The organism is Burkholderia savannae (assembly GCF_001524445.2).
Lineage (GTDB): Bacteria > Pseudomonadota > Gammaproteobacteria > Burkholderiales > Burkholderiaceae > Burkholderia > Burkholderia savannae.
In genome coordinates, this window is the sequence record NZ_CP013418.1 from 2,580,243 (window position 1) to 2,606,330 (window position 26,088).

The 26,088-nt window shown below is 68.4% G+C and carries 19 protein-coding genes and 1 pseudogene; 9 read left to right on the top strand and 11 right to left on the bottom strand.

The genetic code is table 11. The features are described 5' to 3' along the window. Window positions 1-643: 643 nt before the first annotated feature. From WS78_RS32375 to WS78_RS32425, 8 genes are all read right to left on the bottom strand, one after another. Window positions 644-1,927 (bottom strand): methyltransferase family protein, encoded by a 1,284-nt coding sequence (locus WS78_RS32375; RefSeq protein ID WP_059576521.1) that lies wholly within the window; start codon window positions 1,925-1,927, stop codon window positions 644-646. A gap of 89 nt (window positions 1,928-2,016) precedes the next feature. Continuing rightward, entirely contained in the window at window positions 2,017-3,849 is a 1,833-nt protein-coding gene (locus tag WS78_RS32380) for a collagen-like triple helix repeat-containing protein (RefSeq protein WP_085701546.1), read from the bottom strand. Between the two features lie 773 nt (window positions 3,850-4,622). Beyond that, window positions 4,623-6,557: a S53 family peptidase gene (locus WS78_RS32390; protein ID WP_059579422.1), complete on the bottom strand. Its 1,935-nt coding sequence runs from the start codon at window positions 6,555-6,557 to the stop codon at window positions 4,623-4,625. Between the two features lie 1,013 nt (window positions 6,558-7,570). Beyond that, entirely contained in the window at window positions 7,571-8,020 is a 450-nt protein-coding gene (locus WS78_RS32400) for a zinc-finger-containing protein (RefSeq protein WP_038749277.1), read from the bottom strand. Between the two features lie 204 nt (window positions 8,021-8,224). Continuing rightward, on the bottom strand, window positions 8,225-9,688 hold the full coding sequence (locus WS78_RS32405) for a sensor domain-containing diguanylate cyclase (RefSeq protein WP_038749395.1): 1,464 nt from the start codon (window positions 9,686-9,688) through the stop codon (window positions 8,225-8,227). Window positions 9,689-10,597: 909 nt separating this feature from the next. Further along, window positions 10,598-11,572, bottom strand: coding sequence for an alpha/beta fold hydrolase (locus tag WS78_RS32415; protein ID WP_059579418.1), 975 nt, complete (start codon window positions 11,570-11,572; stop codon window positions 10,598-10,600). 5 nt (window positions 11,573-11,577) lie between these two features. Continuing rightward, window positions 11,578-13,173, bottom strand: coding sequence for a flavin-containing monooxygenase (locus tag WS78_RS32420; RefSeq protein WP_059579414.1), 1,596 nt, complete (start codon window positions 13,171-13,173; stop codon window positions 11,578-11,580). Beyond that, the gene (locus tag WS78_RS32425; protein WP_038749289.1) at window positions 13,170-14,078 is read right to left on the bottom strand and encodes an SDR family NAD(P)-dependent oxidoreductase; all 909 of its coding nucleotides are present in this window, start codon (window positions 14,076-14,078) and stop codon (window positions 13,170-13,172) included. The genes WS78_RS32420 and WS78_RS32425 overlap by 4 nt, the downstream gene beginning before the upstream one ends. 103 nt (window positions 14,079-14,181) lie before the next feature. Between WS78_RS32425 and WS78_RS32430 the strand changes: the two genes are divergently transcribed. Beyond that, window positions 14,182-14,835: a TetR/AcrR family transcriptional regulator gene (locus WS78_RS32430; protein WP_038749292.1), complete on the top strand. Its 654-nt coding sequence runs from the start codon at window positions 14,182-14,184 to the stop codon at window positions 14,833-14,835. A gap of 366 nt (window positions 14,836-15,201) precedes the next feature. Here WS78_RS32430 and WS78_RS32440 read toward each other — a convergent pair whose 3' ends face one another. Then, the gene (locus tag WS78_RS32440; protein WP_059579407.1) at window positions 15,202-16,101 is read right to left on the bottom strand and encodes a LysR family transcriptional regulator; all 900 of its coding nucleotides are present in this window, start codon (window positions 16,099-16,101) and stop codon (window positions 15,202-15,204) included. Between the two features lie 231 nt (window positions 16,102-16,332). On the opposite strand from WS78_RS32440, the gene WS78_RS32445 reads away from it, so the two are divergent. The 4 genes and pseudogenes from WS78_RS32445 (at window position 16,333) to deoC (ending at window position 20,624) form a co-directional block, all read left to right on the top strand. Beyond that, window positions 16,333-16,977, top strand: coding sequence for a glutathione S-transferase family protein (locus WS78_RS32445; protein WP_038749298.1), 645 nt, complete (start codon window positions 16,333-16,335; stop codon window positions 16,975-16,977). Beyond that, window positions 16,902-18,081, top strand: a pseudogene (locus WS78_RS32450) (pyridoxamine 5'-phosphate oxidase family protein); the annotation flags it as partial. The gene WS78_RS32445 and the pseudogene WS78_RS32450, both read left to right, overlap by 76 nt. A 469-nt stretch (window positions 18,082-18,550) precedes the next feature. Beyond that, window positions 18,551-19,825 (top strand): NupC/NupG family nucleoside CNT transporter, encoded by a 1,275-nt coding sequence (locus WS78_RS32455; RefSeq protein WP_038749304.1) that lies wholly within the window; start codon window positions 18,551-18,553, stop codon window positions 19,823-19,825. 13 nt (window positions 19,826-19,838) lie between these two features. Continuing rightward, window positions 19,839-20,624 (top strand): deoxyribose-phosphate aldolase, encoded by a 786-nt coding sequence (gene deoC, locus WS78_RS32460; RefSeq protein WP_038749308.1) that lies wholly within the window; start codon window positions 19,839-19,841, stop codon window positions 20,622-20,624. Window positions 20,625-20,652: 28 nt separating this feature from the next. On the opposite strand, the gene WS78_RS32465 is transcribed toward deoC, so the two are convergent. Together WS78_RS32465 and WS78_RS32470 are read right to left on the bottom strand one after the other, a co-directional pair. Continuing rightward, window positions 20,653-20,910 carry a hypothetical protein gene (locus WS78_RS32465; RefSeq protein WP_059579402.1) on the bottom strand — a complete coding sequence of 86 codons (258 nt, stop codon included), beginning with the start codon at window positions 20,908-20,910 and terminating at the stop codon, window positions 20,653-20,655. A gap of 13 nt (window positions 20,911-20,923) precedes the next feature. Further along, complete coding sequence (locus WS78_RS32470; protein WP_038749313.1) at window positions 20,924-21,103, bottom strand: hypothetical protein; 180 nt, start codon at window positions 21,101-21,103, stop codon at window positions 20,924-20,926. A gap of 485 nt (window positions 21,104-21,588) precedes the next feature. On the opposite strand from WS78_RS32470, the gene deoA reads away from it, so the two are divergent. The 4 genes from deoA to WS78_RS32500 all read left to right on the top strand — a co-directional run bounded on the left by deoA (window position 21,589) and on the right by WS78_RS32500 (window position 25,931). After that, on the top strand, window positions 21,589-22,911 hold the full coding sequence (gene deoA / locus WS78_RS32475) for a thymidine phosphorylase (RefSeq protein ID WP_059579399.1): 1,323 nt from the start codon (window positions 21,589-21,591) through the stop codon (window positions 22,909-22,911). Between the two features lie 307 nt (window positions 22,912-23,218). After that, window positions 23,219-23,611, top strand: a complete 393-nt coding sequence (locus tag WS78_RS32480; protein ID WP_038749317.1) for a cytidine deaminase — start codon at window positions 23,219-23,221, stop codon at window positions 23,609-23,611. A 375-nt stretch (window positions 23,612-23,986) separates the two neighbouring features. Beyond that, window positions 23,987-24,634, top strand: coding sequence for a BON domain-containing protein (locus tag WS78_RS32490; protein WP_038749398.1), 648 nt, complete (start codon window positions 23,987-23,989; stop codon window positions 24,632-24,634). A gap of 355 nt (window positions 24,635-24,989) precedes the next feature. Continuing rightward, window positions 24,990-25,931: a 1-phosphofructokinase family hexose kinase gene (locus WS78_RS32500; protein WP_059579394.1), complete on the top strand. Its 942-nt coding sequence runs from the start codon at window positions 24,990-24,992 to the stop codon at window positions 25,929-25,931. The last annotated feature ends 157 nt before the right edge of the window (window positions 25,932-26,088 follow it).

Below are 26,088 nucleotides of genomic sequence, written 5' to 3' on the forward strand. Positions count from 1 at the left end.
CTCAATTCGTCTGATTCACTCCAGCCGCGCGCCCGTAGACGCGTTCGCGCGGCCAGCCGTCGTTACGACGGCCGGGTTGGCGGGAGGAGCCGCGACCGTCGGGCCGTGGCGTCGGACATGGATCGACGTGCGAGCCATGCATCTGCGTCGAAGGATAGCGTCGCCGCCCGGCGGGGAAAGTACGACAGCCCACACTACGCAGATGGGATGAAAAGCGAGGAATCGGCGCGGGCGGCGGTAAAAAATAGGGGAAGGCAATGGCACGCGGCGCGCGCTTGGCGGAAGGCTGCGTGAAACGATGCGGCCGCTGCGGGGGCGTCGGCGGCCGTGCGCCGAAGGCAGGTGCGCAAGCGGCGCCGGAGGATCGGCGGGCGCGCTCTTGCGCGGAGTCGGCGCTGTTGCTCGAGGTCGTCGCGCGAATGTCAGGGAATGTGAGCTCGCCGGTTCTTCCGATGCGCAATCTCGAAATGGCCTTGCGTGCTTCGGCGGCCGAATCGATCGGGCACGCGGCGCAGCATCGCTCGCCGCTTGCGCGATGGACGTGCGTTCATGCGGGATCGATCGCGCGGCGCCCCGTCATGCGCACGACGGCATGCCGAATGTGCATCGACGCTCGCGGCGCTTCGATCGCCGCGCGTTCGCGCTACGCGTGCCGTTCCCATCCGACCATCCGCCCGAGCTTCGCGAACAGTCCGTGCCGCGCGATCCATTCGGCGTACGCACGATATTCCGGATCGCGCATCAGATGCCGTTCCTCGGTCTTCGCGCGCAGCCAGTACAGCAGGTTCACCGCGACGAGCGCGGCCGAATGCATGATCGCGAGACGCCAGCCGAGCGGCTCGACGAACGGCACCGAGATCATCCAGTACGACAGGTTCTTCGCGAGATACGCCGGATGCTTCGTGAAGCGATACGGGCCCGAGGTGATGATGCCGCGATTCGTCAGATTCGAGAAACGCAGTCCGAACGAGATCGTCGACAACGCATAGCAGAGCAGCAGCGCGACGATGACGACGCCCCACGCGAAGCGGATCGCGGGCGCGGACAGCAGCCAGTTGTCCCAGAACATCGAGCCTTCGTAGTGGATGTAGTTGTTCCCGATCAGCGACCAGAACGGCTGGTAGCAGATCAGCGCGGCGAGCCAGCCGAGCGTCGTCGGCTCGACGCTGCGCACGTGGCTGTCGAGAAGTCGGAACGTGCACAGGTAGCCGACCGCGCCGAACATCAGATCCATCGTGTACGACAGGTCGTACATGAAGCGGAACGTCGCGAGCGAGAACGGCGCGCTCGCGGCGCTGGCGAACGACGCGCCGATGCGATCCGCGTCGGTCGACAGATAGACGACCATCAGCGGCAGGAAGAACGCCTTCACGGCCCAGCCGGCGAGCATCTCGCGAATCGGCCGCCAGTCGGCCGGGCGCTGCCCCCGCAACAGCCATCGGGCCCAGCATAGATAGGCGTCGTCGACGTCGCGCTGGCGGCGGTCCATCCAGCCGAAATAGAACGGTGCGGCGAGCGCGACGTACGGCGCGAGCGTGCCGACGAGCGACCAGAACGGCTGGTAGAACGCGCCGTGATATTCGGGCAGCAGCCAGTAGACGAGTGCGATGCCCGCGTAGACCGACGCGAGCGCGGCGAGCCGCAGCGACACGCGCGCGATGCTGAGCGGCCGCAGCGCGCGGTTCGCGAGACCGGCGCTCGGGCGCAGATGGACGCGCGCGACGAAGAGTTCATACGCGCCGATTGTCGCGATGATCGCCGCGCACGCGAGCAGGCTGCGTTCGGTGCCGGTCAGCGCGGCCGCGCCGCGCGACGCCCACAGCGTGACGAGCCCCGCCGCGATGCCGGCGAGGCCGATCGAAAATGGCGTCGCCGAGCGCGGCGGCCGTTCTTGTGCGTTCGCGACGCTGTCGAGAGTGGATTGCATGTCATCCCCCGTGTCATGACATGGACGGCGGGCGGCCGGGTGTTTGGATTGGTTGGTCCCGGCCGCCGCGCCGTTCGGCTCGCCCGCGCTTACTTGCCGGTGACGCCGCCGAGCAGGCCGCCGATCAGGTTGGTCACGGGCGCGAGCAGATTCGTCGTCGACGAGCCGCTCGCGGTCGTGGTGCCGGTCAGGCTGCCGACGACGCCCGTGGCGGGCGCGGTCGTCGTCGAGCCGGTGCTCGGGGCGGGCGACGTCGTCGCGACGGTGCCGCTCACGCCGGTGGCCAGCGAGCCGACGAGGTTCGTGACGGGCGCCAGCACGGCGTTGAGGCCCGTCGTCGCGTTGCCGCTCGTCGAGCCCGACGCGCCGCCGAGCAGGCCGGTGACGGGGGCAAGCGGGTTCGTCGTGCCGCCCGACAGCGCGCTCGTGATCGGCGCGAGCGGGTTCGTCGTGCCGCCCGACAGCGCGCTCGTGATCGGTGCAAGCGGGTTCGTCGTGCCGCCCGACAGCGCGCTCGTGATCGGCGCGAGCGGGTTCGTCGTGCCACCCGACAGCGCGCCCGTGATCGGCGCGAGCGGATTGGTCGTGCCGCCCGTCAGCAGGCCGCCGACGCTCGAGACCGTGTTGCCCAACTGGCTGACGACGCCGCCGACCGCCTGGACCACCTGGTTGTTCGTCGAGCCCGACACCTTCGCGCCGGCCGCGTTCAGCCCGCCGCCGACGGTGGTCAGCAGATTGTTGACGGGCGCGCCGAGGCCGGTGACGGTGCCGATCGTTTGCGTCGTGCCCGAGACGGCGTTCGTGATCGGGTTGATGACCGCGCTGACGCCGGTTTCGAGTTGCTGGACGGGCGCGCTCGTGAGCACGCTGTTCAGGCCGGAACCGACCTGCGTGACGGTGCTGCCGAGCGTGCCGACCGCGCCGCCGAGCGGCGACGTGACGGGCGCGAGCGGCGCGAGGGGGCCGGTGCCGATGCTCGTCACGACGCCGCCGAGCGACGAAACGGCATTGCCGACGTTCGACACGACGCCGGACGTCGACGTGAGCGTCGGGCCGAGCGGGTTCGTCGACGTGCCGAGCGTGCCGAGGCCGGCGGCGGTGCCGTTGCCGAGCGTCTGGACGCCGTTGCCGAGCGAACTGACGGCGTTGCCGAGGTTCGTGGTCGTCGCGCTGTTCACGCCAGGCACCGACGTGCCGGAGATCTGGTTGCCGGTGGCGGAGACGACGTTGCCCGTCGCGGTGATCAGGTTGCCGGTCTGCGCGAGGATGTTGCCGAGCGGGGAGGAGGCGGTGCCGGAAGTACCGGAAGTGCCCGAGGTACCCGAAGTGCCCGAAGTGCCCGAAGTACCCGAAGTACCCGAAGTACCCGAAGTACCCGAAGTACCCGAAGTACCCGAAGTACCCGAAGTACCCGAAGTACCCGAAGTACCCGAAGTACCCGAAGTACCCGAAGTACCCGAAGTACCCGAAGTACCCGAAGTACCCGAAGTACCCGAAGTACCCGAGGTACCCGAGGTACCCGAGGTACCCGAAGTACCCGAAGTACCCGAAGTACCCGAAGTACCCGAAGTACCCGAAGTACCCGAAGTACCCGAAGTACCCGAAGTACCCGAAGTACCCGAAGTACCCGAAGTACCCGAAGTGCCCGAAGTGCCCGAAGTGCCCGAAGTGCCCGAAGTACCCGAAGTACCCGAAGTACCCGAAGTACCCGAAGTGCCCGAAGTGCCCGACGACCCGGACGTGCCGCCCGAACCCGAGGTGCCGGACGTGCCCGAAGTCCCCGAAGTCCCCGAAGTCCCGATGGTGGCCGGCTTGACGCCGCCGGACGACAGCGACGGACCGTCGACCGATCCGCAGCCCGAAAGCGCGAGAAGTGTGGAAATACTGATTGCGATGGCCGATTTATTGAACAGTTTTTGCATGACAGGCTCCCAGATAAACTTTGATGACAGCCTTCGATGCAATTTTCGTACCATTGATTACTTCGTAGAATCTCCCTTCGTTAATGTATAAAAAATATCAAATCATCGATTAATCGTTCGAGATCGATGGGGAAATTTGGATTTTCTGCGAGGGTGTGGCCGCGCTGCTCCCGTCTTGCTACGTGACGTTCCGGGCGGCGTAACGGACTGCGCTCGGAACACGGAACACGGAACACGGAACACGGAACACGGAACACGGAACACGGGGGCCGAAGCGTACGCGTGAGGTAAGACGGCATCGCGTGACGGCGGCATCCGTGCAGGCCTGAATCGATCGCAGGCGTTGCGATATCGATCGAAAACGATCCGATTCGAAAAGGAGAGTGAGGGAGGCGTTCCGACCGGCCGGTCAGTATCGATTCGTCTTCCGCCTGCGCGGCGGCGCTGTCCGCGAGTTCGATCGGCCGCTGACCCGAGCGCCCGAATGAACCGACCCCTCGCGGCAAGCAAGCCGCAGTGACGCGCACTCGGCCGAAATTTGCCTCTCGATGAAAAGCGTCGCCCTCATCGACGGCCATGCACCCGCCGGCAATCGACTTCCGACGCATGCCGCGCGGGCCCGAGTTTCGGTTGCGCGTGTCGAACTTGCATCTCGAATTCACCGCATTTGCCGGCGTATTCGCCACGCCGGCACGCCGGCGCGCCGGCACCGGCATGCCGGCACGAAACCCGCCGCGCGCCCCGAACCGGCCACGCGCGGCGTTTCCCGCCCGTTACTTCACCGAACTCGCGCTGACCTTCGCGAAATCGAGGCTGCCGAAGCCGGTGTCGTAATCCCATCCGGACGTCGCGCTATAGCCGTAGTTGTTGTAGCCGTTGTTGCCCGACGTCACGTCGTGCAGCAGCGACGCATTGCTCGGCAGGCCCTGATAGAAGGCCGACGTCGGCAGGCCGAGGCTGTTGCTGTTCGCCGATTCGACGCGCGCCCAGCCGCCGACGAAGATCGGCGACGCGAGGCTCGTGCCGCCGACCAGCTGATTCGTCTGGCCGTTGATCACGAGATACGCGCCCGTCGATTGCGCGGCGTCGAACGCGACGTCCGGCACCACGCGCTTCGTCACCGAACTGCCGAGCGCGGCCGTCTGCCAGCTCGGCGCCGTCTCGTAGCCGCTCACGCCGCCGCCTGTCGCCCACAGCCGCACCGCGTTGTCGAGCACCTGGCCGCTGCTGTTGACGTCCGCGTAGGCGAGCCCTTCGTTCCACACGGTTTCGCCCGCCCAGGTCGTCGTGCCGTTCGTCGACAGCGTCGTGCCGCCGACCGCGACGACGTACGGCGAGCTCGCCGGCGACGACACGCTGTACTTCGCCAGATTGATCTTCGTCGTGACCCGGCCGCCGCTGTACGTGCCGACGTAGCCCGGCGAACCGTACGGCGAGGTCGACCATTGATAGACGCCCGCGTCGCCCGACGACACCGAGAAGATTTGCCCCTGCGCGACCGCCTGTTTGAACACCGCGTCGTTCGCGGAGAGCGAGCCGTCCGAATTCGCGGCCGCCTCGTCTTCGCCGAGCGATACGTTGATGACCTTCGCGACGTTGTCGGTGACGGCCTTGTTGTACGCGGCGGTCAGCGTCGCGTTCGTGAGGCCGTTGTCGTTGCTGTCGCCGTTGACGGCCGCATAGAAGATGAGCTGCTTCACGCCGCCCGACGTGCCGATGATCGTCTGGCTGTCGAGATCCCATTCGCTCGGATCGCCGTCGTTCGCGAGCGTGCCCGAGCTGCCCGCGACGACGGCGGTGTTGACGGTCGGCAGGCCCGCGTTCTGCGTGAACGTGTTCAAGTCGGCGATCGTCTGCGTCATGTCGCCCCACGTGATGATCCCGACCGTCGTATTGGTCGCGGCGGGCAGGCCGCTTGCGTCGTAGATCTGCGCGAAATCGGTCGGCTGATGGCCGACCTGCGAGCCGCCCGTCGTCGCGTTCTTCGTGATCGTGTCCGTCTGGATGCGCGCGTCGGCCGGCGTGCCGCGATGGATCAGCCGATGCGGAACGGCTGCGCTCTGCAGCCCGAGCACCGATTCGACGAACGGGCTCAGCGATGCGGGCACCAGCGCGGCCGAGTCGTTGGCGTAGACCGCCTTGCCGCGATAGTTGAAGCGCTTGAGCGTCGTGCGGAAGCCGCGCTCCGCGTTCGACGCGTTGCCTTCCGCGAAAATCAGCTTGTTGTTCGCCGATACCGTGACGTTGCTGAAGCCGTTCGCCTTCAGGTGCGCGACGACGGCCTGCACCTGGCCGTCGGTCGGCGCGAAGCGCGCCTTGAACTGCTCGGGCGTCAGGTACTTGCGATAGTTCGCGCTACCGGGCTGGTTCACTTCGCGCACGAGCGCGTCGAGCTGCGCTTCGTTGCGGCTCTTCAGCACGATGGTCACGCGCAGCGGCTGGCTCAGCTCGAGCGGCGTGACGTTCGTGTCGGTGAGCTCGGGCGTGCCGATCACGTTGAGCGTGTAGCTCGGCGCCGTCTTGGCGAGCGTCTGCGATGCGGCGGCGGCGGGCGCGCGCGCGATCAGGAAGGCGTCGGTGCGGGTCGGTGCCCAGTCGGATGCGGCTTGCGAGGAAAGCGGGGACAACGCAGCGGCGATCGCCAGCGGTAGCAGCGACAGCGCGAAGCGTTTCGAGAATAGCCGGTTGACATGCTGAGTTCTCTGCATTTTTGGAGTCCCAAGAAAATGATGAAGAACGGATGCGCAGCCTGGGTCCGACGGGGTAGGGACGCGCGGCGCGCAGCCGATGCACGGCGATGCGGCGAAGCTGACGTTCACGGCGACATGATTCCCTCCCTTCGATGGATGGCTGAGGCGGCGCGGCGTGGTCGAGCTCGACGTTCGCGGCGGCGTCGGGCGCACCCGCATGCCGACGCGAACGCGCGCCCGATTCGGCGGGCCGTTCGTCAAATGCTTAGGAATCCCATTCATATGGCGCGCGAAAGCACTGCTTGCGCCGCGCCGCAATTCGTTGCGCGATCCGCGTGCGGCGCGGCGGATCGGCGTCGATCCGTCACGCGGCGGCTGTACCGCGTCTTTCAGCAAATTCGGACAACACGAGCCCGTCGCGCAGCCGCGACGAAGCGGCGCGCGAGACGGAACACCTACTCAGTAGACCGGCCGGAACCGGGCGAGCCGGTCGGGGCCGTCAAATCAGTCATGCTGCCTGCGCGTCGGCGGTGCGCGGCGCCCTCTCGCCGCGCGCATCGTTCGTCGTTTGCCGCCTTCGTTGGCCGCGCCGGCCAAACGCTCGCCCACCGAGATTCCGGCATTCGCTTTGCGCCGCTCGGGAATCCAATCTCGAAAATCCGTATTAATCGAGTGATTTTCGATATTTCCGATTCGCGATGAATGGCGAAGGATTGCCGGTTAATCTGGAATTAATCGATTGTCCGGAAGCGTGCCGCGGTTTCTTCGTGGATTGAAAGCCGCCCCTCGTAAATAACGTAATTAAATTGGAAGAATTCGGTCAGGCAGATGTTTGGTTAATGCTTGCGCCGCGTATCGATGCGGCATTTGTTTGCGAAAAGATAGCAAGGAAAAAATTGAAGCGTCAAACTTTTTTTGATTCGATCTAAAAAATTTAGAAGCGTAATTCGTTTGAACCAAATTCGATAAAGGCAGAATGTAAGCTGGGATGTGAAAAGCGTTTGATGCGCCGCAGTAATGGCGAATAAGTATTACGAATGCGCGGGCGGCGATTTGCGGGATATGAATTGCTCGACGAGCCGCAGCGCGCCGCGGCACGCGTCGAGATCGAACGTGTGGATCGTGTTCGACGTGGCGTCGAGCCCCAGTTGCGTCGCGAGCCAGCGTATGCCTTTCGCGCGCGCTTCGAACGCGTTGCAGCCGTCGCGCCGCATCTTCGCGGCGACGAGCGGCTCGAGCGCCGCATGCAGCTCGGACTTCGCGTGCCTGAGCTCGGCGTTCGCGAGCCGGCCGAGCGGCACGTGGCGCCGGCTGCGCGGAAAGACGCCGATCCATGCGTCGCACGGCGGGCAGATCCACAGCTCGCCGTGATCTTCGCGGTATGGATACGCTTCTTCGCCGTAGCGCGCGAGCGTCGCTTTCGCGCCGCAGTAGTCGCAGACGGGTTGAGGCAGGGCGGGAACGGGGCGGCCGACTCGCATGATTCAAGACAATAGGTTCGTGTGTGGACAAAGCGATAGCGTATACGAATGACCGGGCCGCGCGGCCTCGGTTCCTTTCGGGCGCTTTCGCGAGCCGGAAAGCGGCGCGGCGGCGGGTGTGCGGAAGCCGCGCTGAAACGGGCTAAATCGGGCTAAATTGGACCCAAACGGGCCAAAACGGGCCCGACGCGCGAGCCGCGTGCGCTATGCGTGCTGCGCGTCGCAGACGCGGTTGCGGCCCGACGATTTCGCCCGGTACAGCGCGGCGTCGGCCATCCTGACGAGCGTCGTGTCGGAATGCGCGACGTTCTCGCGCGACGTGACGAGCCCGATGCTGACGGTCACGCGCTCGTACGGGCTTCTTGCGTGCTCGATGTCGAGATCGTAGATCGCGCGGCGGATATGCTCGGCGATCGCGGACGCGCTCTTCGCATCGGTGTCCGGCAGCGTGATCACGAACTCCTCGCCGCCGTAGCGGGCGACGTCGTCGGCCGCGCGGCGCACGTTCAGCGCGAGGCAGCGGCCGACTTCGCGCAGCACGTCGTCGCCCGCCTGGTGGCCGTAGCAGTCGTTGTAATCCTTGAACTGGTCGATGTCGACGAACAGCAGCGACAGCGGCCGGCCGGTGCGCAGCGCGCGCGCCCATTCGCTGCGCAGGTTTTCGTCGAACGCGCGGCGATTGCCGAGGCCCGTCAGCGCGTCCGTGCGCGCCAGCCGCTGCAGGCGCAGCTCGGCGTGCCGCCGCCAGCGCAGCTCGTGCGACAGCAGCGCGGTGCCCGTCAGGATCACGACGCCGAACACGAGCATCAACAAGCCGAGCCGCAGCGCGCGGATGCGCCATTGGAGAAAGACGTTGTGTTCGGCGGGCGATACGGCGACGACGATCGGCAGCCCCGGCAGCCGCTTGTACACGTAGAGCCGCCGCACGCCGTCGATCGACGCGACGGCGGTGAACACGCCTTCGTCGCGCGCCTTCGCTTGCGTGAAGAGCTCCGATCCGGCGATGCTGCGCCCGACCATCTTCGGGTCGAACGGCAGGCGCGTGATCATCAGCCCGTTGGTCTCGAAGATCGACGCGGTGCCGCCCGGCCCGACCGACAGGCCGTCGAGCAGCGCGCGGAAATAGTCGATGCTGAGCGTGCCCGCGACGATGCCGCCGAACGAGCCGTCGGCGCGCGTGATGCGCCGGCTCAGCGCGATCGTCAGCGCGCCGTGCCGCAGGCGCGCGGCGTACGGCTCGCTGATGTAGAGGCCGCCCTGAGGATGGTCGCGCTGATAGGCGAAATAGTCGCGATACGCGAAATTCGCGACGGGCGGCGGATGCGGGAAATGCGAATCGAGCACGATGTCGCCGTGCTCGTTCATCACGTAGATCGTGCCGAGATACTTGCCGGTGGCCGCGCGATCGAACAGCACCTTGCTGCGTATCGCGGGGTCGAGCGCCATGATGTGCGGATCGTTGACGCCGTCGACGACCGCCTGCAGCGACAGATCGTAGAGCTCGATGTTGCGCGCGACGTCGCGTTCGAGCAGCAGCACGAGGTTGTGCGCGTTTTCGGTCGCGTGCAGGTACGCGTCCTTGCGTGATTCGTACAGCACACGCGCGCCGAACAGCCAGATCAGCGCGAGCAGCAGCGCGCCGCAAACGATGATGCCCGCCGGCGACATCAGGCTCTGCATCCAGGACTGCAGGTAACGAGTCGCGAAGAAGGTCGAGCGCTTGCGCATGACGTCGGAGGCCTGTCGGGCGGCCGATCGGCGGCATCGCGGTTCGCGGGGGCCGTGCGATCGGACCGTCGTTTCATCCGCCGCTTCGCGCGGGCTGCCGGCTCGCGCGAAGCAACGATTATTCGGGTTATCGTGCAATGCCGCATTTTCTTGATCATTCGAGCGTCGCACAAGGCCGTTTCCACGCGGCTGCCGCGGCGGCGCGCGATTCGGCGGCCGTTCGCCGGCCGGCACGGACGAGGGCGTCGCGCGCGTTCTTTCGTCCGTGGATACGATCGTAGATTTTCCTTCCGATTATCGCGATCGTCGAGCACGGATTCGTGCGGCGATCATTTTTCGTCGTTGCAAGCCTGATCCCGAGCTTGCGCCCCGATTGCGCATGCGGCTGATTGCCGCATGCATGCGCGGCGATCGGATCGTCGCGTGTGTGCGCAACGGCGGCCCGGCGCTCCGGACGCAGCGAGGCGACGGGCCGATGTAATGTAATCGATGACGGGCTGGAAGGTGTGCGTAATAAAGCGCGTGGCGATGGCGCCGCGCCGAGTTCGTTGCGCGTGCAACGAACGGCATGCATTCGTCATGCCGCCGATTGCCGACCGCCGACCGCCGACCGCCGACCGCCGACCGCCGACCGCCGACCGCCGACCGCCGACCGCCGACCGCCGACCGCCGACCGCCGACCGCCGATCGCCGATCGCCGATCGCCGATCGCTCATCGCTCATCGCTCATCGCGATTCGTCGCGGCATAAAAAAAGCGCCGCCCAAAAAAGGCGGCGCATCTCACGCGAATCGAACGGTTTCACAGCGCGCGTACGCGCCGCGAAAGCCGCCCGACGCGAACCGTCGGCTCAGCTCTCGACGCTTTCAGTCAGGCGTTCGGGCTCGGCGGGCACCGGCGCGTCGGCAACTTCGAGCAGCCAGTCGGTCGTTTGCGCGGGCTGCGTGACGGGCAGCATGTGGCCGCCGTCGACGACCTTCAGGTTGATCGCGTCGAGCCGCTTCTTGAGCGCCTCGCCGTGGCGCTGCCAGTTGAGGATCTGGTCGCCGCGGCCGTACAGCACGTCGACGGGCACGGCGAGCGACGCATAGCGGCTTTCCATGTCGGGCAGATCCTCCGGCGCGGCGACGAGATCCGACGACGCCGAATAGAACGCGTGCGGCCGCAGCCCCATCAGGCCGCCGCCCTTCACGCCGAAATCGTGCGGCACGGTTTCCGGCGCGAAGATCAACTCGATCGCTTTGCGGCTTTGCAGAATCGACACCGGAATGCCGAGCGTGAACGACGCGAAGCGGCGCACGAGCGACGAGCGCAGAGCGAGCCCGCGGAACGGGCCGGGCGGCTCGGTTTCGGTGTGCGTGAGCGGCGCGATCAGCGCGATCCGGCTCACGCACTGCGGATGGTTGAGCGCGAGCGCGAGCGAGATCGCGCCGCCGAGCGAGTGGCCGACGACGACCGGCTTGTCGAGGCCGAGCGTCGCGATGAACATCGCGATCGTGCGAGCCTGTGCGTAGACGTTGGCGGTCGAACGCGGGCCGCGCGTCGAGCGGCCGGAGCCCGGGCGATCGACGAGGATCACGCGGTGCGACTTCGCGAGCCGTTGCAGATCGAGATACGCGAAGTTGCGCAACTGGCCGCAGAGGCCGTGCACGAACACGATCGGCGGGCCTTCGCCGTATTCGACGTAGTGCAGGCGGTCCGCGCCGACGTCGACGAACTTGCCCTCGGGCGGGAACATCTTCTTGATGCGGTGCGCGGTGAACAGCGTGAACGCAAACAGCGCGACGAACGCATAAGCGAGAAAGTGCAACAGCTTGATTATCATCGGGATCACCTTCCTTCGTAGGCGGGCTGACGGGTGTCGTCACGTTCGGCGAGCGCCGGGCGGCGGCGCTCGAACTGCATCGCGCCGTCGGCGAGCGAGCCGAACCTGAATGTGGCGAAATCGCGCGCGTAGTTCTGGTAGGACTTCCACGGCTTTTTCGTGCCCTGCTTCGGCAGCACGCCGGCGGCGCGCTGGATATAGCCCGACGTCAGGTCGACGACGGGATCGAGCTCCATGCTGCCGGGTGCGAGCCGCGGCACGCAGACGTCGTAGCCATGCGTGCGCATGTGCTCGAGCAGCCGGCACACGTATTGCGCGATCAGCTCGGCCTTCAGCGTCCATGACGCGTTCGTGTAGCCGAACGACGATGCGAGATTCGGCACGCCGCTGTACATCATGCCCTTGTACGACACGGTCTGCGACAGGTCGACGGGGCGTGCGTCGACGGTCACGGCCGCGCCGCCCAGCATCTTCAGCTTCAGGCCCGTGGCGGTGACGATCACGTCCGCGTCGAGGCGCTGGCCGCTCTTCAGGCGCAGGCCGGTCGGCGTGAAGCGTTCGATCTCGTCGGTGACGATCGACGCGTTGCCCGCGCGGATCGCCTTGAACAGATCGCCGTTCGGCACGAGGCAGACGCGCTGGTCCCACGGCTTGTAGCGCGGCGTCAGATGCTTGTTGACGTCGAACTGCGGGCCGAGCTGCTTGCCCGCCGCGCGGATGATGAACTTCTTCGTCGCGTCCGGGCGGCGGCGCGCGAGGTTGTAGAAGTACATCGTCAGCAGCACGTTCTTCAGCCGCACGAGCCGGTGCGCGAGCCCCGACGGCAGCCAGCGGCGCAGCGCGTTCGCGATCGCGTCGCGCGCGGGCAGCGACACGATGTAGGTCGGCGAGCGCTGCAGCATCGTCACGTGGCGCGCGTCGCCCGCCATCGACGGCACGAGCGTCACCGCGGTCGCGCCGCTGCCGATCACGACGACGCGCTTGCCCTTGTAGTCGAGATCGCTCGGCCAATGCTGCGGATGAACGATGCGGCCCTGGTACGCGTCCATGTCCGGCCAGCTCGGCGCGTGGCCTTCGTCGTAGTCGTAGTAGCCGCTGCACATGTAGAGGAAGCGGCACGTGTAGACGGCTTCTTCCTGATGCGAGTCGCCCGCGCGCTGCACGCGCACGGTCCAGCGCGCGCTCGTCGAATCCCAGCTCGCTGCGATCACCTTGTGATTGAAGCGGATCGTCTTGTCGATGCCGTACGCGCGCGCGGTGTCCTCGATGTAGTCGAGGATCGTCTGGCCGTCCGAGATCGCCTTGTCGCTGTGCCACGGCCGGAAGCTGAAGCCGAGCGTGAACATGTCGGAATCCGAACGAACGCCCGGATAGCGGAACAGATCCCATGTGCCGCCCATCGTCGCGCGGCTTTCGAGGATCGCGTATTTCGCGTCCGGGCAGCGCTCGCGCAGGTAGTACGCGGCGCCGATGCCGGACAGCCCGGCGCCGACGATCAGCACGTCGAAGTCGGTCGCGGCGCGGGTGTCGCCGCCCGTCGCCGCCTGCGGCGCGCGATCGTTCAGCGCGCGGGCGGCGTTCCAGTCTGTCGTCGAACTCATGCGGGGTCCTTGCTGATGGAGGAAGGGGGAGCGGTCCGCGCCGCGGCCTGCTGGCGCGCGAGGTTGCGCTCGCGCGACTTGCGCACGAAGCGCAGCACGAAGACTTGGTATGCGGAGCCGAACAGGCGCGCGAGCTTGTCGATGCGGCGCGCGTCGGCGCCGACGAGCACGCGCCGCGCGTTGCGCTCGACGCCCGCGACGATCTGGCGCGCGGCCGATTCGGGCGTCGTCACGTTGATGAGCCGGTTCGCCGCGCGGCGATGCGTTTCGATGTCCTGACCGGTCAGCGTCGCGATGCTCGAATCGATCCGCGACGCGGTGGCGATGTTGGTCGCGACGCCGCCCGGATGCACGCAGGTCACGCCGACCGGCGCGCCTTCGAGCTCGAGCTCCATCCTGAGCGCCTCGGTGAAGCCGCGCACGGCGAACTTCGTCGCGTTGTACGCGCTTTGCGTCGGCATCGCGACGAGGCCGAACAGGCTCGAGGTGTTGATCACGTGGCCGTCGCCCGATTCGCGCAGATACGGCAGGAACGCCTGAGTGCCGTGCACGACGCCCCAGAAGTTGATCGCCATGATCCATTCGAAATCTTCGATCCGCGCGGTCTCGGCGGGCGCCGCGAGCGACACGCCCGCGTTGTTGAAGATCAGGTTGACCTTGCCGTGCACGTCGCGCGTCGCGCGCGCCCAGGCGAACACCGCGTCGCGCGACGCGACGTCGAGCCGCTGCGACGTGATCTTCACGCCGTGCGTCGCGCAGATCGCGACGGTCTGCGCGAGGCCGCTTTCGTTGACGTCGCTGAGCGCGAGGTGACAGCCGCGCCGCGCGAGCTCGACGGCGAGGCTGCGCCCCATGCCGGAGCCCGCGCCCGTGATCGCCGCCACCTTGCCGGAAAAATTCCTCATCACACGGCCCTCCTAAGGGTGTCTCCGTGATATATGTCAATTTTGAATGTGGTGTGAGTCGTCACCACTTTAATTTTTACATTGACTGATGTCAAATAGCGAAATGGAGAACTCTCTCGAACTGGACAAGAAGGGCCGCCCGTACGGCGGGGTCGCGCCCGAGGCCCGCGCCGCGGAGCGCCGCGACGCGCTGATCCGCGCGGGCACGCGCATCTTCGGCACCGTCGGTTTCCGCCGGGCCACCGTGCGCGCGATCTGCCAGGAAGCGAAGCTCAACGATCGCTATTTCTACGCGGCGTTCGACAGCGCCGATGCATTGCTGCGTTGCACCTATCAGCATCACGCGGAGCAACTGCGCGTTTCGGTGAAGCACGCGATCGACGCGCTCGGCGGCGAGCGCGACGGGCTCGAAGCGAGGGTCGACGCGGGTCTCGCCGCATTCTTCGCATTCCTGCGCGACACTTGCGCGGCGCGCGTGCTGCTGCTCGAAGTGATGGGCGTGAGCACGGAAACCGACGCGACCTATCAGCGGAACCTGCTCGAATTCGGCAAGATGATCATCTCGCTCGCCGGGCCGGTGAGCGAGGAGGCCGGCGAGCGCGCGGACCAGCGGATCATCGGGCTCGCGCTCGTCGGCGCGATGACGAACGTCGGCGCGGCGTGGCTGCTGACCGGTTATCGCGATCCCGAGGAGAAGATGGTGCGCAACTGCCGGAAGGTGCTGCTCGGCACGTTGCAGTTTCTCGCGAAGCGGTGAGCGGGCGGGGCGTCGCGTCGGCGGCGCGTCGGCGTTGGACGTCGCGCGTCGATCGCGCGGCGGATGCGCGTCGATCTTGCGTCGAGCGCGCCGATGCGTTTGCGTTCGGATCGGCGCGGATCGTCTCGTCGTGCGGATCGATCGGCTGCGTGTCGACGCACGCGTCGAACGAAGGTTCGTCGCCATTCCCGCCACGGCGACGCGCGGAGCCCCGCGCACGCGATTCGGCCGGGCTGCGTCGTCGGTCTGCCCGCGCTCGCTTCGCATTTCACTCGCAGCCGGCTCGCCGGCGCCGGCTTCGCCGATGAGCGATGCGCCGGCGCGCCTGCGTGACGCGCCGTTCAGCGCATTCGCCCTGGCTCGCGCTCACGCCGCGAGCCGGGCCTTCAGCACGTCGATCAGCGCGCGCACCTTCGCGCACGGATGGCTCGTCGACGGAAACACCGCATGGATGTCGCCGGGCGGGAACGACCAGGCGGGCAGCACGCGCACGAGCCGGCCGGCCGCGACGTCGTCGGCGCTCGAGAAGCTCGTCGCGACGCCGAAGCCGCCGCCCGCGAGCACGGCTGCGCGGCATGCCGTCGCCGTGTTCGACGCGAACGCGCGCTTGCACCGCACGCTCGCGCGCTCGCCGCGCGCGTTCGAAAGCTCGAGCGTCGTGCGCGGCACCGTCGACAGCATCACGTACGGCAGCGCGCCGAGCGCATCGGGCGCGGCCGGCGCGCCGTGGCGCGCGACGAACGCCGGACTCGCGACGAGCCAGCGTTCGAAGCCGCCGATCTTCACCGCGCGATAGTTCGAATCGGCGAGCCGGCCGAGGCGGATCGCGACGTCCAGGTTGTCGCGCACGAGATCGACGACGCGGTCGTCGCACTGCAATTCGACGTCGAGCGCCGGATGCGCGTCGCGCAGCGCGACGAGCGCCGGCGCGACGACGAGCGCGCCGTAGTCGACGGGCGCGCTCACGCGCAGCGTGCCGCGCAGCGGCCCCGCGTCGCCCGCCGCCGCGGCGAGCGCCGCTTCCGTCTGGCGCAGGATGTCGCGGCACGCGTCGCAGAACGCGCGGCCCGCCTCCGTCACGTTGAGCCGCCGCGTGGTCCGCACGAGCAGGCTCGCGCCGACCTCGGCTTCGAGCCGCTGCATGTGCGCGCTCACCATCGTCTTCGCGAGGCCGAGCCGCTCGGCCGCCGCCGTGAGCGACCCCGCCTCCACCACGGCGACGAAGATCGCGAGCCGGTTCAGGTTCACGTCGCGGATGTCCGCCATCGTCAATTGTCCATTCATCAGGGATTGTGTTTCGGCAATTATCCATCTTATGTGAACGGGATGCGCGCGCTACGCTGCGGGTGTCGGCGGGCGGATCGACGCAAAGCGCAGGTTGCCGAGGCGGTCCGCCGCCGCCGTTCGTCGTGCTCCGCCTTCGCCCTTCGCGTTTCGACCTTCGTATTTCGTATCTAGCCCTTTGTATCTAGTCCTTCGTTCGAGGAGTGCCGCCCCATGCCCGCCATTCGATTGCCCGCCGCGCCGATTCGGCTCCACCGGAGTTCGCTGTCCGGCCACTGCCATCGCGTTCAGTTGTTCCTGTCGCTGCTCGGCTTGCCCGTCGAGCTCGTCGAAGTCGACATGCGCGGCGGCGAGAACCGTCGCCCCGCGTTCCTCGCGCTCAATCCGTTCGGCCAGGTGCCGATCATCGAGGACGGCGGCACCGTGCTGTTCGATTCGAACGCGATCCTCGTCTATCTCGCGAAGCGTTACGGCGATCCGTCGTGGCTGCCCGAAGATCCGCAAGGCGCCGCCGCGGTGCAGCGCTGGCTGTCGCTCGCGGCCGGGCCGATCGCGTACGGCCCGGCCGCCGCGCGCCTCGTCACCGTGTTCGGCGCGCCGCTCGATCACGCGAGCGCGGTGAGGATCGCGCAGCGGCTCTTCGACGTGATCGATCCCGAGCTCGCCGCCAGGCAATTTGCGGCGGGCGACCGTCCGACGATCGCCGACGTCGCCGCATATGCGTACATCGCGCATGCGCCCGAGGGCGGCGTATCGCTCGAGCCGTATCCGCACGTACGCGCGTGGCTCGCGCGCATCGAGGCGCTGCCGGGCTTCGTGCCGATGCGGGCGAGCCGCGCGGGGCTGCGCGTCGCGTGACGCGAGCTCGGGCGCGGCGCCGAATCGATCGCGAAGGAGAACGACATGACGCAATCCACATCGACGGCGCCCGTCGCGCCGTTTCACGACGGCGAGCTCGCCGCGCAGCGGCGCGCGGGCGTCGCGGAAGCGGCCGCCGTGTCCGGCGGGCGCGGCATCCGCACGTTCATGCCCGATCAGCATCGCGCGTTCTACGCGCAATTGCCGTTCTTCGTCGTCGGCGGCGTCGACGGCGACGGCCAGCCGTGGGCGACGCTGCGCGTCGGCGCGCCGGGCTTCGTGTCGTCGCGGGAGCCGCGCACGCTCGACATCGCAGGCGGCGCGCTGCGCGACGATCCGCTCGCCGGCAGCTGGCGCGTCGGCAGCCTGCTCGGCGGGCTCGGCATCGAACTGCACACGCGGCGGCGCAACCGGATCAACGGCGTCGTCGCGTCGCTCGCGGGCGATGCGATGGCGGTGGCGGTCGACCAGAGCTTCGGCAATTGCCCGAAGTACATCCAGAGCCGCACGTCGACTCCGGCGCCGCCGCAGCGGATCGACGCCGCGCCGCCGCAGCGCCGCGCCGCGCAGCTCGGCGCCGACGACCGCGCGCTGCTTGCGCGAGCGGATACGTTCTTCATTGCGAGCGCGAACGCGTCGGAAGCGGCGGGCGGCGCGCGCGGCGTCGACGTGTCGCATCGCGGCGGGCCGCCCGGCTTCGTGCGCGTCGACGACGATCGCACGCTGACGACGCCCGACTACAGCGGCAACAATTTCTTCAACACGATCGGCAATCTGCTGCACGATCCGCGCGCCGGTTTGCTGTTCGTCGACTTCGAGCGCGGCGATCTGCTGTACGTCGCGGTCGACGCGCGGATCGTGTGGGACGGGCCGGCGCTCGATGCGTTCGACGACGCGCGGCGTCTCGTGCGGTTTCGGGTTCGCGAGGTGCGGCGCAGCGCGGCGGTGCTGCCGTTTCGGTGGTCGGCGCCGCGGTTCGCGCCGCAGTTCGCGGGGGTGGGAGGAATGGAGGCGGCGGGGGTGGCTGCGGCGTTGGCGACGGCTTCGGTGGCGTCGTCCGCGTCCGCGCTTTCGTCGGCGTCCGAATCCGGCACGGGAGGCGACGATATTGTGCGCTTGATGCTTGATGCGTGATGCGTGATGCGTGATGCGTGATGCGTGATGCCCGACGCCCGACGCCCGACGTTCGATGTCCGACGCTCGATACCTGACACTTGATACTTGACGCGTAACGCTCGACCGCAAACCGCAAACCGCAAACCGCAGAACGCAGAACGCTAAATCGCCAAATCGCCAAATCGCCAAATCGCCAAATCGCCAAATCGCCGCGAAGCGCCCGCCCCTCGCCTACCTCGCCAAAATCCCGCTGACAACCGAAACCGCGCGCGAAACGCGCGGGCGCGCATCTTTCGTTCGCCGATCGATTCGACCACTGGCGTTCGCCGGCCGCGCACGTTATGTTCTCGTCCGACGATTGGACGGACGCGCCCGTCCGCCCGATCGAGCGGGCTGGCCAGCCCGCCGGCCGCGCCGGCGACGGCGGGCCTCTCATCCCATCATCCGAGGTACGTTCGTGGATATCTTGCGCAGCTTGTGTGGCATCGTGGTATTGCTCGGCGTCGGTTTTGCGCTGTCGATCAACCGGCGTGCGATCAGCGCCCGCACTGTCGTCGCGGCGCTCGCGACGCAGCTCGCGATCGGCGCGCTCGTGCTGTTCGTGCCCGTCGGCCGCGACGCGCTCGCCGCGATCGCGCATGCGGTCAACAGTGTGCTCGAGATGGGCCAGCACGGCGTTGCGTTCCTGTTCGCGGGCCTCGTCGGCGACAAGATGTTCGCGCTCTTCGGCGACGGCGGCTTCGCGTTCGCGCTGCGCGTGCTGCCGATGATCGTGTTCGTCACGTCGCTGATCGCGGTGCTGTATTACATCGGCGTGATGAAGTGGCTGATCACGATCGTCGGCACCGCGATGGCGAAGCTGCTCGGCGTGAGCCGCATCGAGGCGTGCTCGGCCGTCGCGACGATCTTCCTCGGCCAGAGCGAGATGCCCGCGTTCGTGAAGCCGTTCATCCGGCGGATGAACGGCACCGAAGTGTTCGCGGTGATGTCGAGCGGCATGGCGTCGGTCGCGGGCTCGGTGCTCGCCGGCTACGCGGGGCTCGGCGTGAAGATGGAGTATCTGCTCGCCGCGTCGTTCATGGCGATTCCGGGCGGCCTGCTGTTCGGCAAGATGCTGTGCCCGACGACGGAGCCGTCCCGCGTCGTCGTCGATTCGCTCGAGTTCGACGAGAAGCGCGCGGCGAACGTGATCGAGGCGGCCGCGTCCGGCGCGGGCGTCGGGATGCGGATCGCCGTGAACGTCGGTACGATGCTGATCGCGTTCATCGGCCTGATCGCGCTCCTGAACGCGATGGTCGGGCTCGTCGCCGGCTGGCTCGGCTTCGCGGGCGTCACGCTGCAGTCGCTGCTCGGCGCGCTGTTCTCGCCGCTCGCGTGGCTGATCGGCGTGCCGTGGCAAGATGCGCCGGTGGCGGGCAGCTTCATCGGCCAGAAGCTGATCCTGAACGAGTTCGTCGCGTACGGCGCGTTGTCGCCGTATCTGAAGGACGCCGCGCAGGTTGCCGCGGCCGGGCTGCCCGTGCTCGCGCCGAAGACGATCGCGATCGTGTCGTTCGCGCTGTGCGGTTTCGCGAATTTCTCGTCGATCGCGATCCTCACGGGCGGCTTCACCGCGGTCGAGCCGGATCTGCGCTCCGACGTCGCGCGCAACGGCATGCGCGCGCTCGCGGCCGCGACGCTGTCGAACCTGATGAGCGCGACGATCGCCGGGCTGTTCCTGTCCCTTTCTTGAACGAGGTGCTCGCATGGAGCTTTCGTTGAATCGCAACCAATTGACCGAAGCGGCGCTGAAGGCGCTGCACCTGATCGACCTCACGTCGCTCAACGACGACGACACCGACGAGAAGATCGCCGCGCTCGCCGCGTCCGCCGACACGCCGGTCGGCACGCCCGCCGCGCTGTGCGTGTATCCGCGCTTCGCCGGCGTCGCGCACGCGGCGCTCGCGGCGCGCGGGCTCGTGCTGCCGGTGGCGACCGTCGCGAATTTCCCGCACGGCGCGGCCGATCCGGATGCGGCCGCGCGCGAGACGGCCGATGCGCTCGCGCGCGGCGCGGACGAGATCGACGTCGTGTTTCCGTATCGCGCACTGCTTGACGGCGACGAGCGGGTCGGACGCGAGCTCGTCGCGCAATGCCGCGCGGCGGCGGGCGGCCAGTGTCTGAAGGTGATCCTCGAAACCGGCGAGCTGCGCGACGCGGCGGCGATCCGCCAGGCGAGCGAGATCGCGATCGAGGAGGGCGCGGATTTTCTGAAGACGTCGACGGGCAAGGTCGCGGTGAACGCGACGCTCGACGCGGCGGCCGTGATGCTCGCGACGATTCGCGTGGCGGGGCGCGCGGTGGGCTTCAAGGCGGCGGGCGGCGTGCGCACCGCGCAGGACGCGGCGCAGTATCTGTCGCTCGCGGAGCGCGAGCTCGGGCCGGGCTATCTGACGAGCGCGACGTTTCGCTTCGGCGCGTCGGGGCTGCTCGGGAATCTGCTCGAGACGCTCGGGCATCGGGCAGGGGCGACGCGGGGCGCAGGGTATTGAGCGACGTTGCGCGAACCGAAGGGCGGCGTCAGTCGATACGGGCGCGCCGGGGGCGAATGCGATCGGGGCGCCGTTCGACGACGGCGAGGCTGTAGCCGGGGGCCGCGCTCGCACGCGCGAGTTCGGCCAGTGCTCGAAGCCACCGGCAGCCGAGCAGCGCGGTCAGGATCGCGCGCAGTCCGATGGCCGGCGCGAGCCGTTGAAGCCGCCGGCACGCCCGCCGCGACGCGCGCGTCGCGAAAGGCGCGCGCACGTGTGCGCGACCGCGTGACGGATCGACGCGCATCTCGCGGCTCCCGTCAGTGAACCGGCGCATAGCCGAGCTTGTGGACTCCATACGCCTCCATCCATTCCTCGCGATCGTCGAATCCCATGGCTTTGGCGAGATGGTCGGCCATGTCCTCCGGTGTCGGCGTCACCGACGAATCGTAGTAACCCAGCGGCGTTTCCGCTTTCGGCGTCAAGATGGCGTAGAGCATGTCGACCTCCTGTCTTTAGCCAACTTAACGGCCGCGGGGATCGCTTTCTTGACCGGGAAATTCCCCGGTTAGAGTGATGCGCCGAATTTGCCGGCTGTCCGGCGGCCGGTGGCGGTGGCGATGGCGATGGCGATGGCGATGGCCGGTGGCTCGCGGCTCGCGGCGAGCGGTCGCCACTCGATTCGATCGCCTCGATATGCACGCGCGCGGGACGCCGCCGCCTGCCGGAATCGGCCGTTGCCCGCGCAGCCGGATTCGCGATCGCTTCCATCGCGGGCCCGCATCGTTCCGATCGAGCGGGCCTTCGCGGCGCGTCGGGATTGCGTGTGCGGCTTGCGCGTCCGTGATAGCGTCGCTCTTCATGAGATTCCCGCCCGGCCTGCCGGTCCCGGCAACGGATGGAACGTCGACCGCGCGCGGCGGGGCGCAGCGCCGTACGGGATGCATTCGATCGTGTCGTTGAAAATCAAATACTTGGGCAAGTCATGACTTTCCTGCCGCAGGAATTCATCCGCAAGGTGCGCGACCGCGAGCCGCTCGACGCGGCCGACGTCGAGCGTTTCGTGCGCGGCGTGACGACGGGCGACGTGACCGAAGGCCAGATCGCCGCGTTCGCGATGGCCGTCTATTTCAACGAGCTGCCGCTATCGGCGCGGATCGCGCTGACGCTCGCGCAGCGCGATTCCGGCGACGTGCTCGACTGGCGCGGCGAGCGCCTGAACGGTCCCGTCGTCGACAAGCATTCGACGGGCGGCGTCGGTGATCTGACGTCGCTCCTGATCGGGCCGATGGTCGCCGCGTGCGGCGGCTGCGTGCCGATGATCTCGGGCCGCGGCCTCGGCCACACGGGCGGCACGCTCGACAAGCTCGAGGCGATTCCCGGCTACGACGTCGCGCCGTCCGTCGACGCGCTGCGGCGCGTCGTGCGCGAGGTCGGCGTCGCGATCGTCGGCCAGACCGCGCAGCTCGCACCCGCCGACAAGCGGATCTACGCGGTGCGCGACGTGACGGCGACCGTCGAATCGATCTCGCTGATCACCGCGTCGATCCTGTCGAAGAAGCTCGCGGCGGGCGTCGACGCGCTCGCGATGGACGTGAAGGTCGGCACCGGCGCGTTCATGCCGACCGTGGAGAAATCGGCGGAGCTCGCGCGCAGCATCGTCGACGTCGGCAACGGCGCGGGGATGAAGACGGCCGCGACGCTCACCGATATGAACGAGGCGCTCGCGCCGTGCGCGGGCAACGCGATCGAGGTGCGCTGCGCGATCGACTTCCTGACGGGCGCGGCGCGCCCCGCGCGGCTGCGCGAGGTCAGCTTCGCGCTCGCCGCGCAGATGCTGACGATGGGCGGGCTCGCCGCGAACGCGGACGACGCGCGCCGGCAGTTGCGCGTCGCGCTCGAATCGGGCGCGGCCGCCGAGCGTTTCGCGCGGATGGTCACGGCGCTCGGCGGGCCCGCCGATCTGATCGAGCGGCCGCAGCTGCATTTGCCGCGCGCGGCGCTCGCCGCGCCGGTTCTCGCCGAGCGCGCCGGCTGGATCGACCGGATCGACGCGCGCGCGCTCGGGCTCGCGGTCGTCGGCCTGGGCGGCGGCCGCGCGAAGATCGGCGACGCGCTGGATTATGCGGTCGGGCTGTCCGCGCTCGCGCAGCGGGGCGCGCGCGTCGACGCGGGGCAGCCGATCGCGATCGTTCACGCGCGCGAGCCCGACGCGGCTGCGCGGGCCGCCGACGCCGTGCGGCGCGCGTATCGGATCGGCGCGGAGCAGCCGGCGCAGGCGCACGTCGTCTATGCGGTGATCGAGTAATCGAGCGAATTGGGCCGCGCGCGAGGGGCGCACACATCGGACGCGCCGCAGGCAACGTGAGCATCGGGCGGCTCAGGAGAATCGGGCATATCGAGCCTGCCGGCCGTGCGGGGCGCTGCGATGGACGTTGGCATAAAATCGCACGTCGACGCAGACTGGCGTGCGGCGTGCGGCGTGCGGCATGCGGCGTGCGACATGCGACGTGCGACGTGCGACGTGCGACGTGCGGCAAGCGACGCTCAACACCACCATCGCACCCCGAGAACCGAATCACAGCTCATCGAATCATCGAACGAGGTAACACGACATGACGCACAACGCATTGATCGAAGCCGCGAAGGCCGCGCGCGAGAAGGCCTATGCGCCGTATTCGAACTTCAGGGTCGGCGCGGCGCTCGCGACGAAGGACGGCAAGATCTTCCACGGCTGCAACGTCGAGAACGCGTCGTACGGGCTGTGCAATTGCGCGGAGCGCACGGCGTTGTTCTCGGCGCTCGCGGCGGGCTATCGGCCGGGCGAGTTCGCGGCGATCGCGGTCGTCGGCGAGACGGACGGGCCGATCGCGCCGTGCGGCGCATGCCGGCAGGTGATGATCGAGCTCGGCAAGCCGGCGCTCGAAATCGTCTTGACGAACATGAAGGGCGACGTGCGCGTGACGAGCGCGGGCGACTTGCTGCCGGACGCGTTCTATCTGGAGTGACGCGCGGCGCGCCGGCGGCGGCGCGTGCGCGATGCGTCGCGCCGCCTCGGGTTTCTCGTGCTTTTCCCGGTTTCCGCGCGTATTCGTACGCCTTCGTACATATTCGTGCGGTTTCATTTTTTCCCCCGCGCATTTCGTCGGTTTTTCGCGTGATGGCCATCGGCGGCCGAACGACGAACCCGCCGCGAGCCGCGCCGTCTCCCGCGTCGCAGCGTATCGGCCGGCCGCATCGCCGCGCATCCGTTTGTCACTTCTCCTTCATTGACGCGCGTCAAGGTCCGCGCCGCGCAATGCGCGATGCTGGCTTGCGTGCGCCGCCGCGCGTTGTTCGCCGAGGGCGGCCGCTTATCGAAACCGGTCGGCGAGGAGACGACGATGAAATCGGATGCTGCGCTCAGGCAAGATGTCGAGCAGGAACTGTATTGGGACCCGTCGCTGGATGCGCGGCAGATCGACGTGTCGGTGCACGATCGCATCGTGACGCTGCGCGGCTTCGTGCCCAGCTGGGCGCAGAAGTACGCGGCGCAGAAGGCCGCGCAGCGCATCGCGGGCGCGCGGGCGCTCGTGCTCGAGCTGAAGGTGCTGCCGAGCGAATCGCCCCGCGACGACGAAGTGCTCGCCGCCGCGATCGTGTCGGCGCTCGCGTGGCAGGAAGGGCTTGCCGGGCAGGAGCTTCACGTCGACGTCGACGAAGGCTGCGTGACGCTCACGGGCGAAGTCGAGTTCGGCTATCAGCGTCAGGCGGCCGAGACGGTCGTGAGCCGGATGCGCGGCGTGATCGGCGTCGTCAACAGGATCGACGTGCGCTCGCGCGACGCGGGCGAGACCGTGCGCGAGCGCGTCGCGGATGCGCTCGCGCGGCGCGCGCAGCGCGAGGCCGGGCATATCGACGTCGACGAGCGCGACGGCATCGTCACGCTGACCGGCACCGTCGATTCGCTGATCGAGCGGCGCGCGGCTTGCGGCGCTGCGTGGTCGGTCAAGGGCGTGCGCGAAGTCATCGATCATTTGAGCGTCGCATAGGCGTGGGCGGCGCTTGCGCATCGCGCGCACGGCGCCCGACACTGATCGGCGGCAAGCGGCAAGCGGCAAGCGGCAAGCGGCAAGCGGCAAGCGGCAAGCGGCAAGCGGCAAGCGGCAAGCGGCAAGCGGCAAGCGGCCAACGGCCAACGGCCAACGGCCAACGGCCAACGGCCAACGGCCAACGGCCAACGGCCAACGGCCAACGGCCAACGGCGGCGGACCTGCTCCGCAGCAGAAGGTTCGACGCCGGACCGAACACGCGCAACGCGGCGCGCGCCGCCGCGTTCGATCACCCCGTTTCCTTTCCGTTGCGGACCCTTTTGTCACAACCACCACGATCATCCCGACCGCCACGATGCCCGAAATCGTCACCATCACGCCGAACCCCGCCGTCGACGTCGCGACGTCCGTCGATCGCATCACCGACACCCGCAAGTTGCGCTGCGCGCCGGCGCGGCGCGATCCGGGCGGCGGCGGGATCAACGTCGCGCGCGTGCTCACGCGCCTCGGCGCCGATTGCTCGGCGCTCTATCTCGCGGGCGGCGATACCGGTCGCGCGCTGCGCGGCCTGCTCGCCGACGAAGGGGTGCGCGCGAGCTGCATCGACGTCGCCGGCGAGACGCGAGAAAACTTTTCGGTGCTCGAAACATCGACGGGGCGCGAATTCCGCTTCGTGCTGCCGGGCCCGGCGCTCGCGCCCGACGAATGGCCGCGCTGCGTCGACGCGCTCGCGCGGCTCGCCGACGCGTCGCGCTATCTGGTGATGAGCGGCAGCTTGCCGCCCGGAATGCCCGACGATTGCTACGGCCGGCTCGCGCGGCTCGCGAACGCGCGCGGCGTGCGCACGGTCGTCGATACGTCGGGGCTGGCGCTCGCGGCCGCGCTCGATGCGGGCGTCTATCTGGTGAAGCCGAGCCTGGGCGAGCTGCGCGCGCTGACCGACCTGCCGCTCGACGACGACGCCGCGCGCCTCGCGGCCGCGCGCGCGATCGTCGGCAGCGGGCGCGCGCAGATCGTCGCGCTGACGCTCGGCGACGCCGGCGCGCTCGTCGTGTCGCGCGACGATGCGGTGCGGCTGCCGGGCGTGAAGGTCGCGGTGCGCAGTGCGATCGGCGCGGGCGACAGCTTCGTCGCGGGGCTCGTCGCGGCGCTCAACCGTGGCGCGAGCGTCGCCGATGCGTCGCGCTACGCGCTAGCCGCGGCGTCGGCTTCGCTGCTGAGCGCGGGCACCGCGCTGTGCGCGAAGGAGGACGTCGAGCGGATCTATCGGGAATTGCCGGGAACGGTCGACGCGTAGCGCCTGCCCGCCCGGCCCCTTTCGGCATCCTCGCTTCGGGCCGCGCGTTGCGATTCGGCCCCGATGCCCGGTTCCGCCGGCCGCGCGGACGCGATCGCTTGCGTGAAAGTGAGAGGACCGATTCACATTGCCGGCGATGGCACGCGTAGCGCCTGCC

Bases quoted from the DNA above. Each gene is read 5' to 3' on its own strand.
- WS78_RS32375 (WP_059576521.1), bottom strand. From the start codon at position 1,927: ATGCAATCCACTCTCGACAGCGTCGCGAACGCACAAGAACGGCCGCCG.
- WS78_RS32380 (WP_085701546.1), bottom strand. From the start codon at position 3,849: ATGCAAAAACTGTTCAATAAATCGGCCATCGCAATCAGTATTTCCACA.
- WS78_RS32390 (WP_059579422.1), bottom strand. From the start codon at position 6,557: ATGCAGAGAACTCAGCATGTCAACCGGCTATTCTCGAAACGCTTCGCG.
- WS78_RS32400 (WP_038749277.1), bottom strand. From the start codon at position 8,020: ATGCGAGTCGGCCGCCCCGTTCCCGCCCTGCCTCAACCCGTCTGCGAC.
- WS78_RS32405 (WP_038749395.1), bottom strand. From the start codon at position 9,688: ATGTCGCCGGCGGGCATCATCGTTTGCGGCGCGCTGCTGCTCGCGCTG.
- WS78_RS32415 (WP_059579418.1), bottom strand. From the start codon at position 11,572: ATGATAATCAAGCTGTTGCACTTTCTCGCTTATGCGTTCGTCGCGCTG.
- WS78_RS32420 (WP_059579414.1), bottom strand. From the start codon at position 13,173: ATGAGTTCGACGACAGACTGGAACGCCGCCCGCGCGCTGAACGATCGC.
- WS78_RS32425 (WP_038749289.1), bottom strand. From the start codon at position 14,078: ATGAGGAATTTTTCCGGCAAGGTGGCGGCGATCACGGGCGCGGGCTCC.
- WS78_RS32430 (WP_038749292.1), top strand. From the start codon at position 14,182: ATGGAGAACTCTCTCGAACTGGACAAGAAGGGCCGCCCGTACGGCGGG.
- WS78_RS32440 (WP_059579407.1), bottom strand. From the start codon at position 16,101: ATGGCGGACATCCGCGACGTGAACCTGAACCGGCTCGCGATCTTCGTC.
- WS78_RS32445 (WP_038749298.1), top strand. From the start codon at position 16,333: ATGCCCGCCATTCGATTGCCCGCCGCGCCGATTCGGCTCCACCGGAGT.
- deoC (WP_038749308.1), top strand. From the start codon at position 19,839: ATGGAGCTTTCGTTGAATCGCAACCAATTGACCGAAGCGGCGCTGAAG.
- WS78_RS32465 (WP_059579402.1), bottom strand. From the start codon at position 20,910: ATGCGCGTCGATCCGTCACGCGGTCGCGCACACGTGCGCGCGCCTTTC.
- WS78_RS32470 (WP_038749313.1), bottom strand. From the start codon at position 21,103: ATGCTCTACGCCATCTTGACGCCGAAAGCGGAAACGCCGCTGGGTTAC.
- deoA (WP_059579399.1), top strand. From the start codon at position 21,589: ATGACTTTCCTGCCGCAGGAATTCATCCGCAAGGTGCGCGACCGCGAG.
- WS78_RS32480 (WP_038749317.1), top strand. From the start codon at position 23,219: ATGACGCACAACGCATTGATCGAAGCCGCGAAGGCCGCGCGCGAGAAG.
- WS78_RS32490 (WP_038749398.1), top strand. From the start codon at position 23,987: ATGAAATCGGATGCTGCGCTCAGGCAAGATGTCGAGCAGGAACTGTAT.
- WS78_RS32500 (WP_059579394.1), top strand. From the start codon at position 24,990: ATGCCCGAAATCGTCACCATCACGCCGAACCCCGCCGTCGACGTCGCG.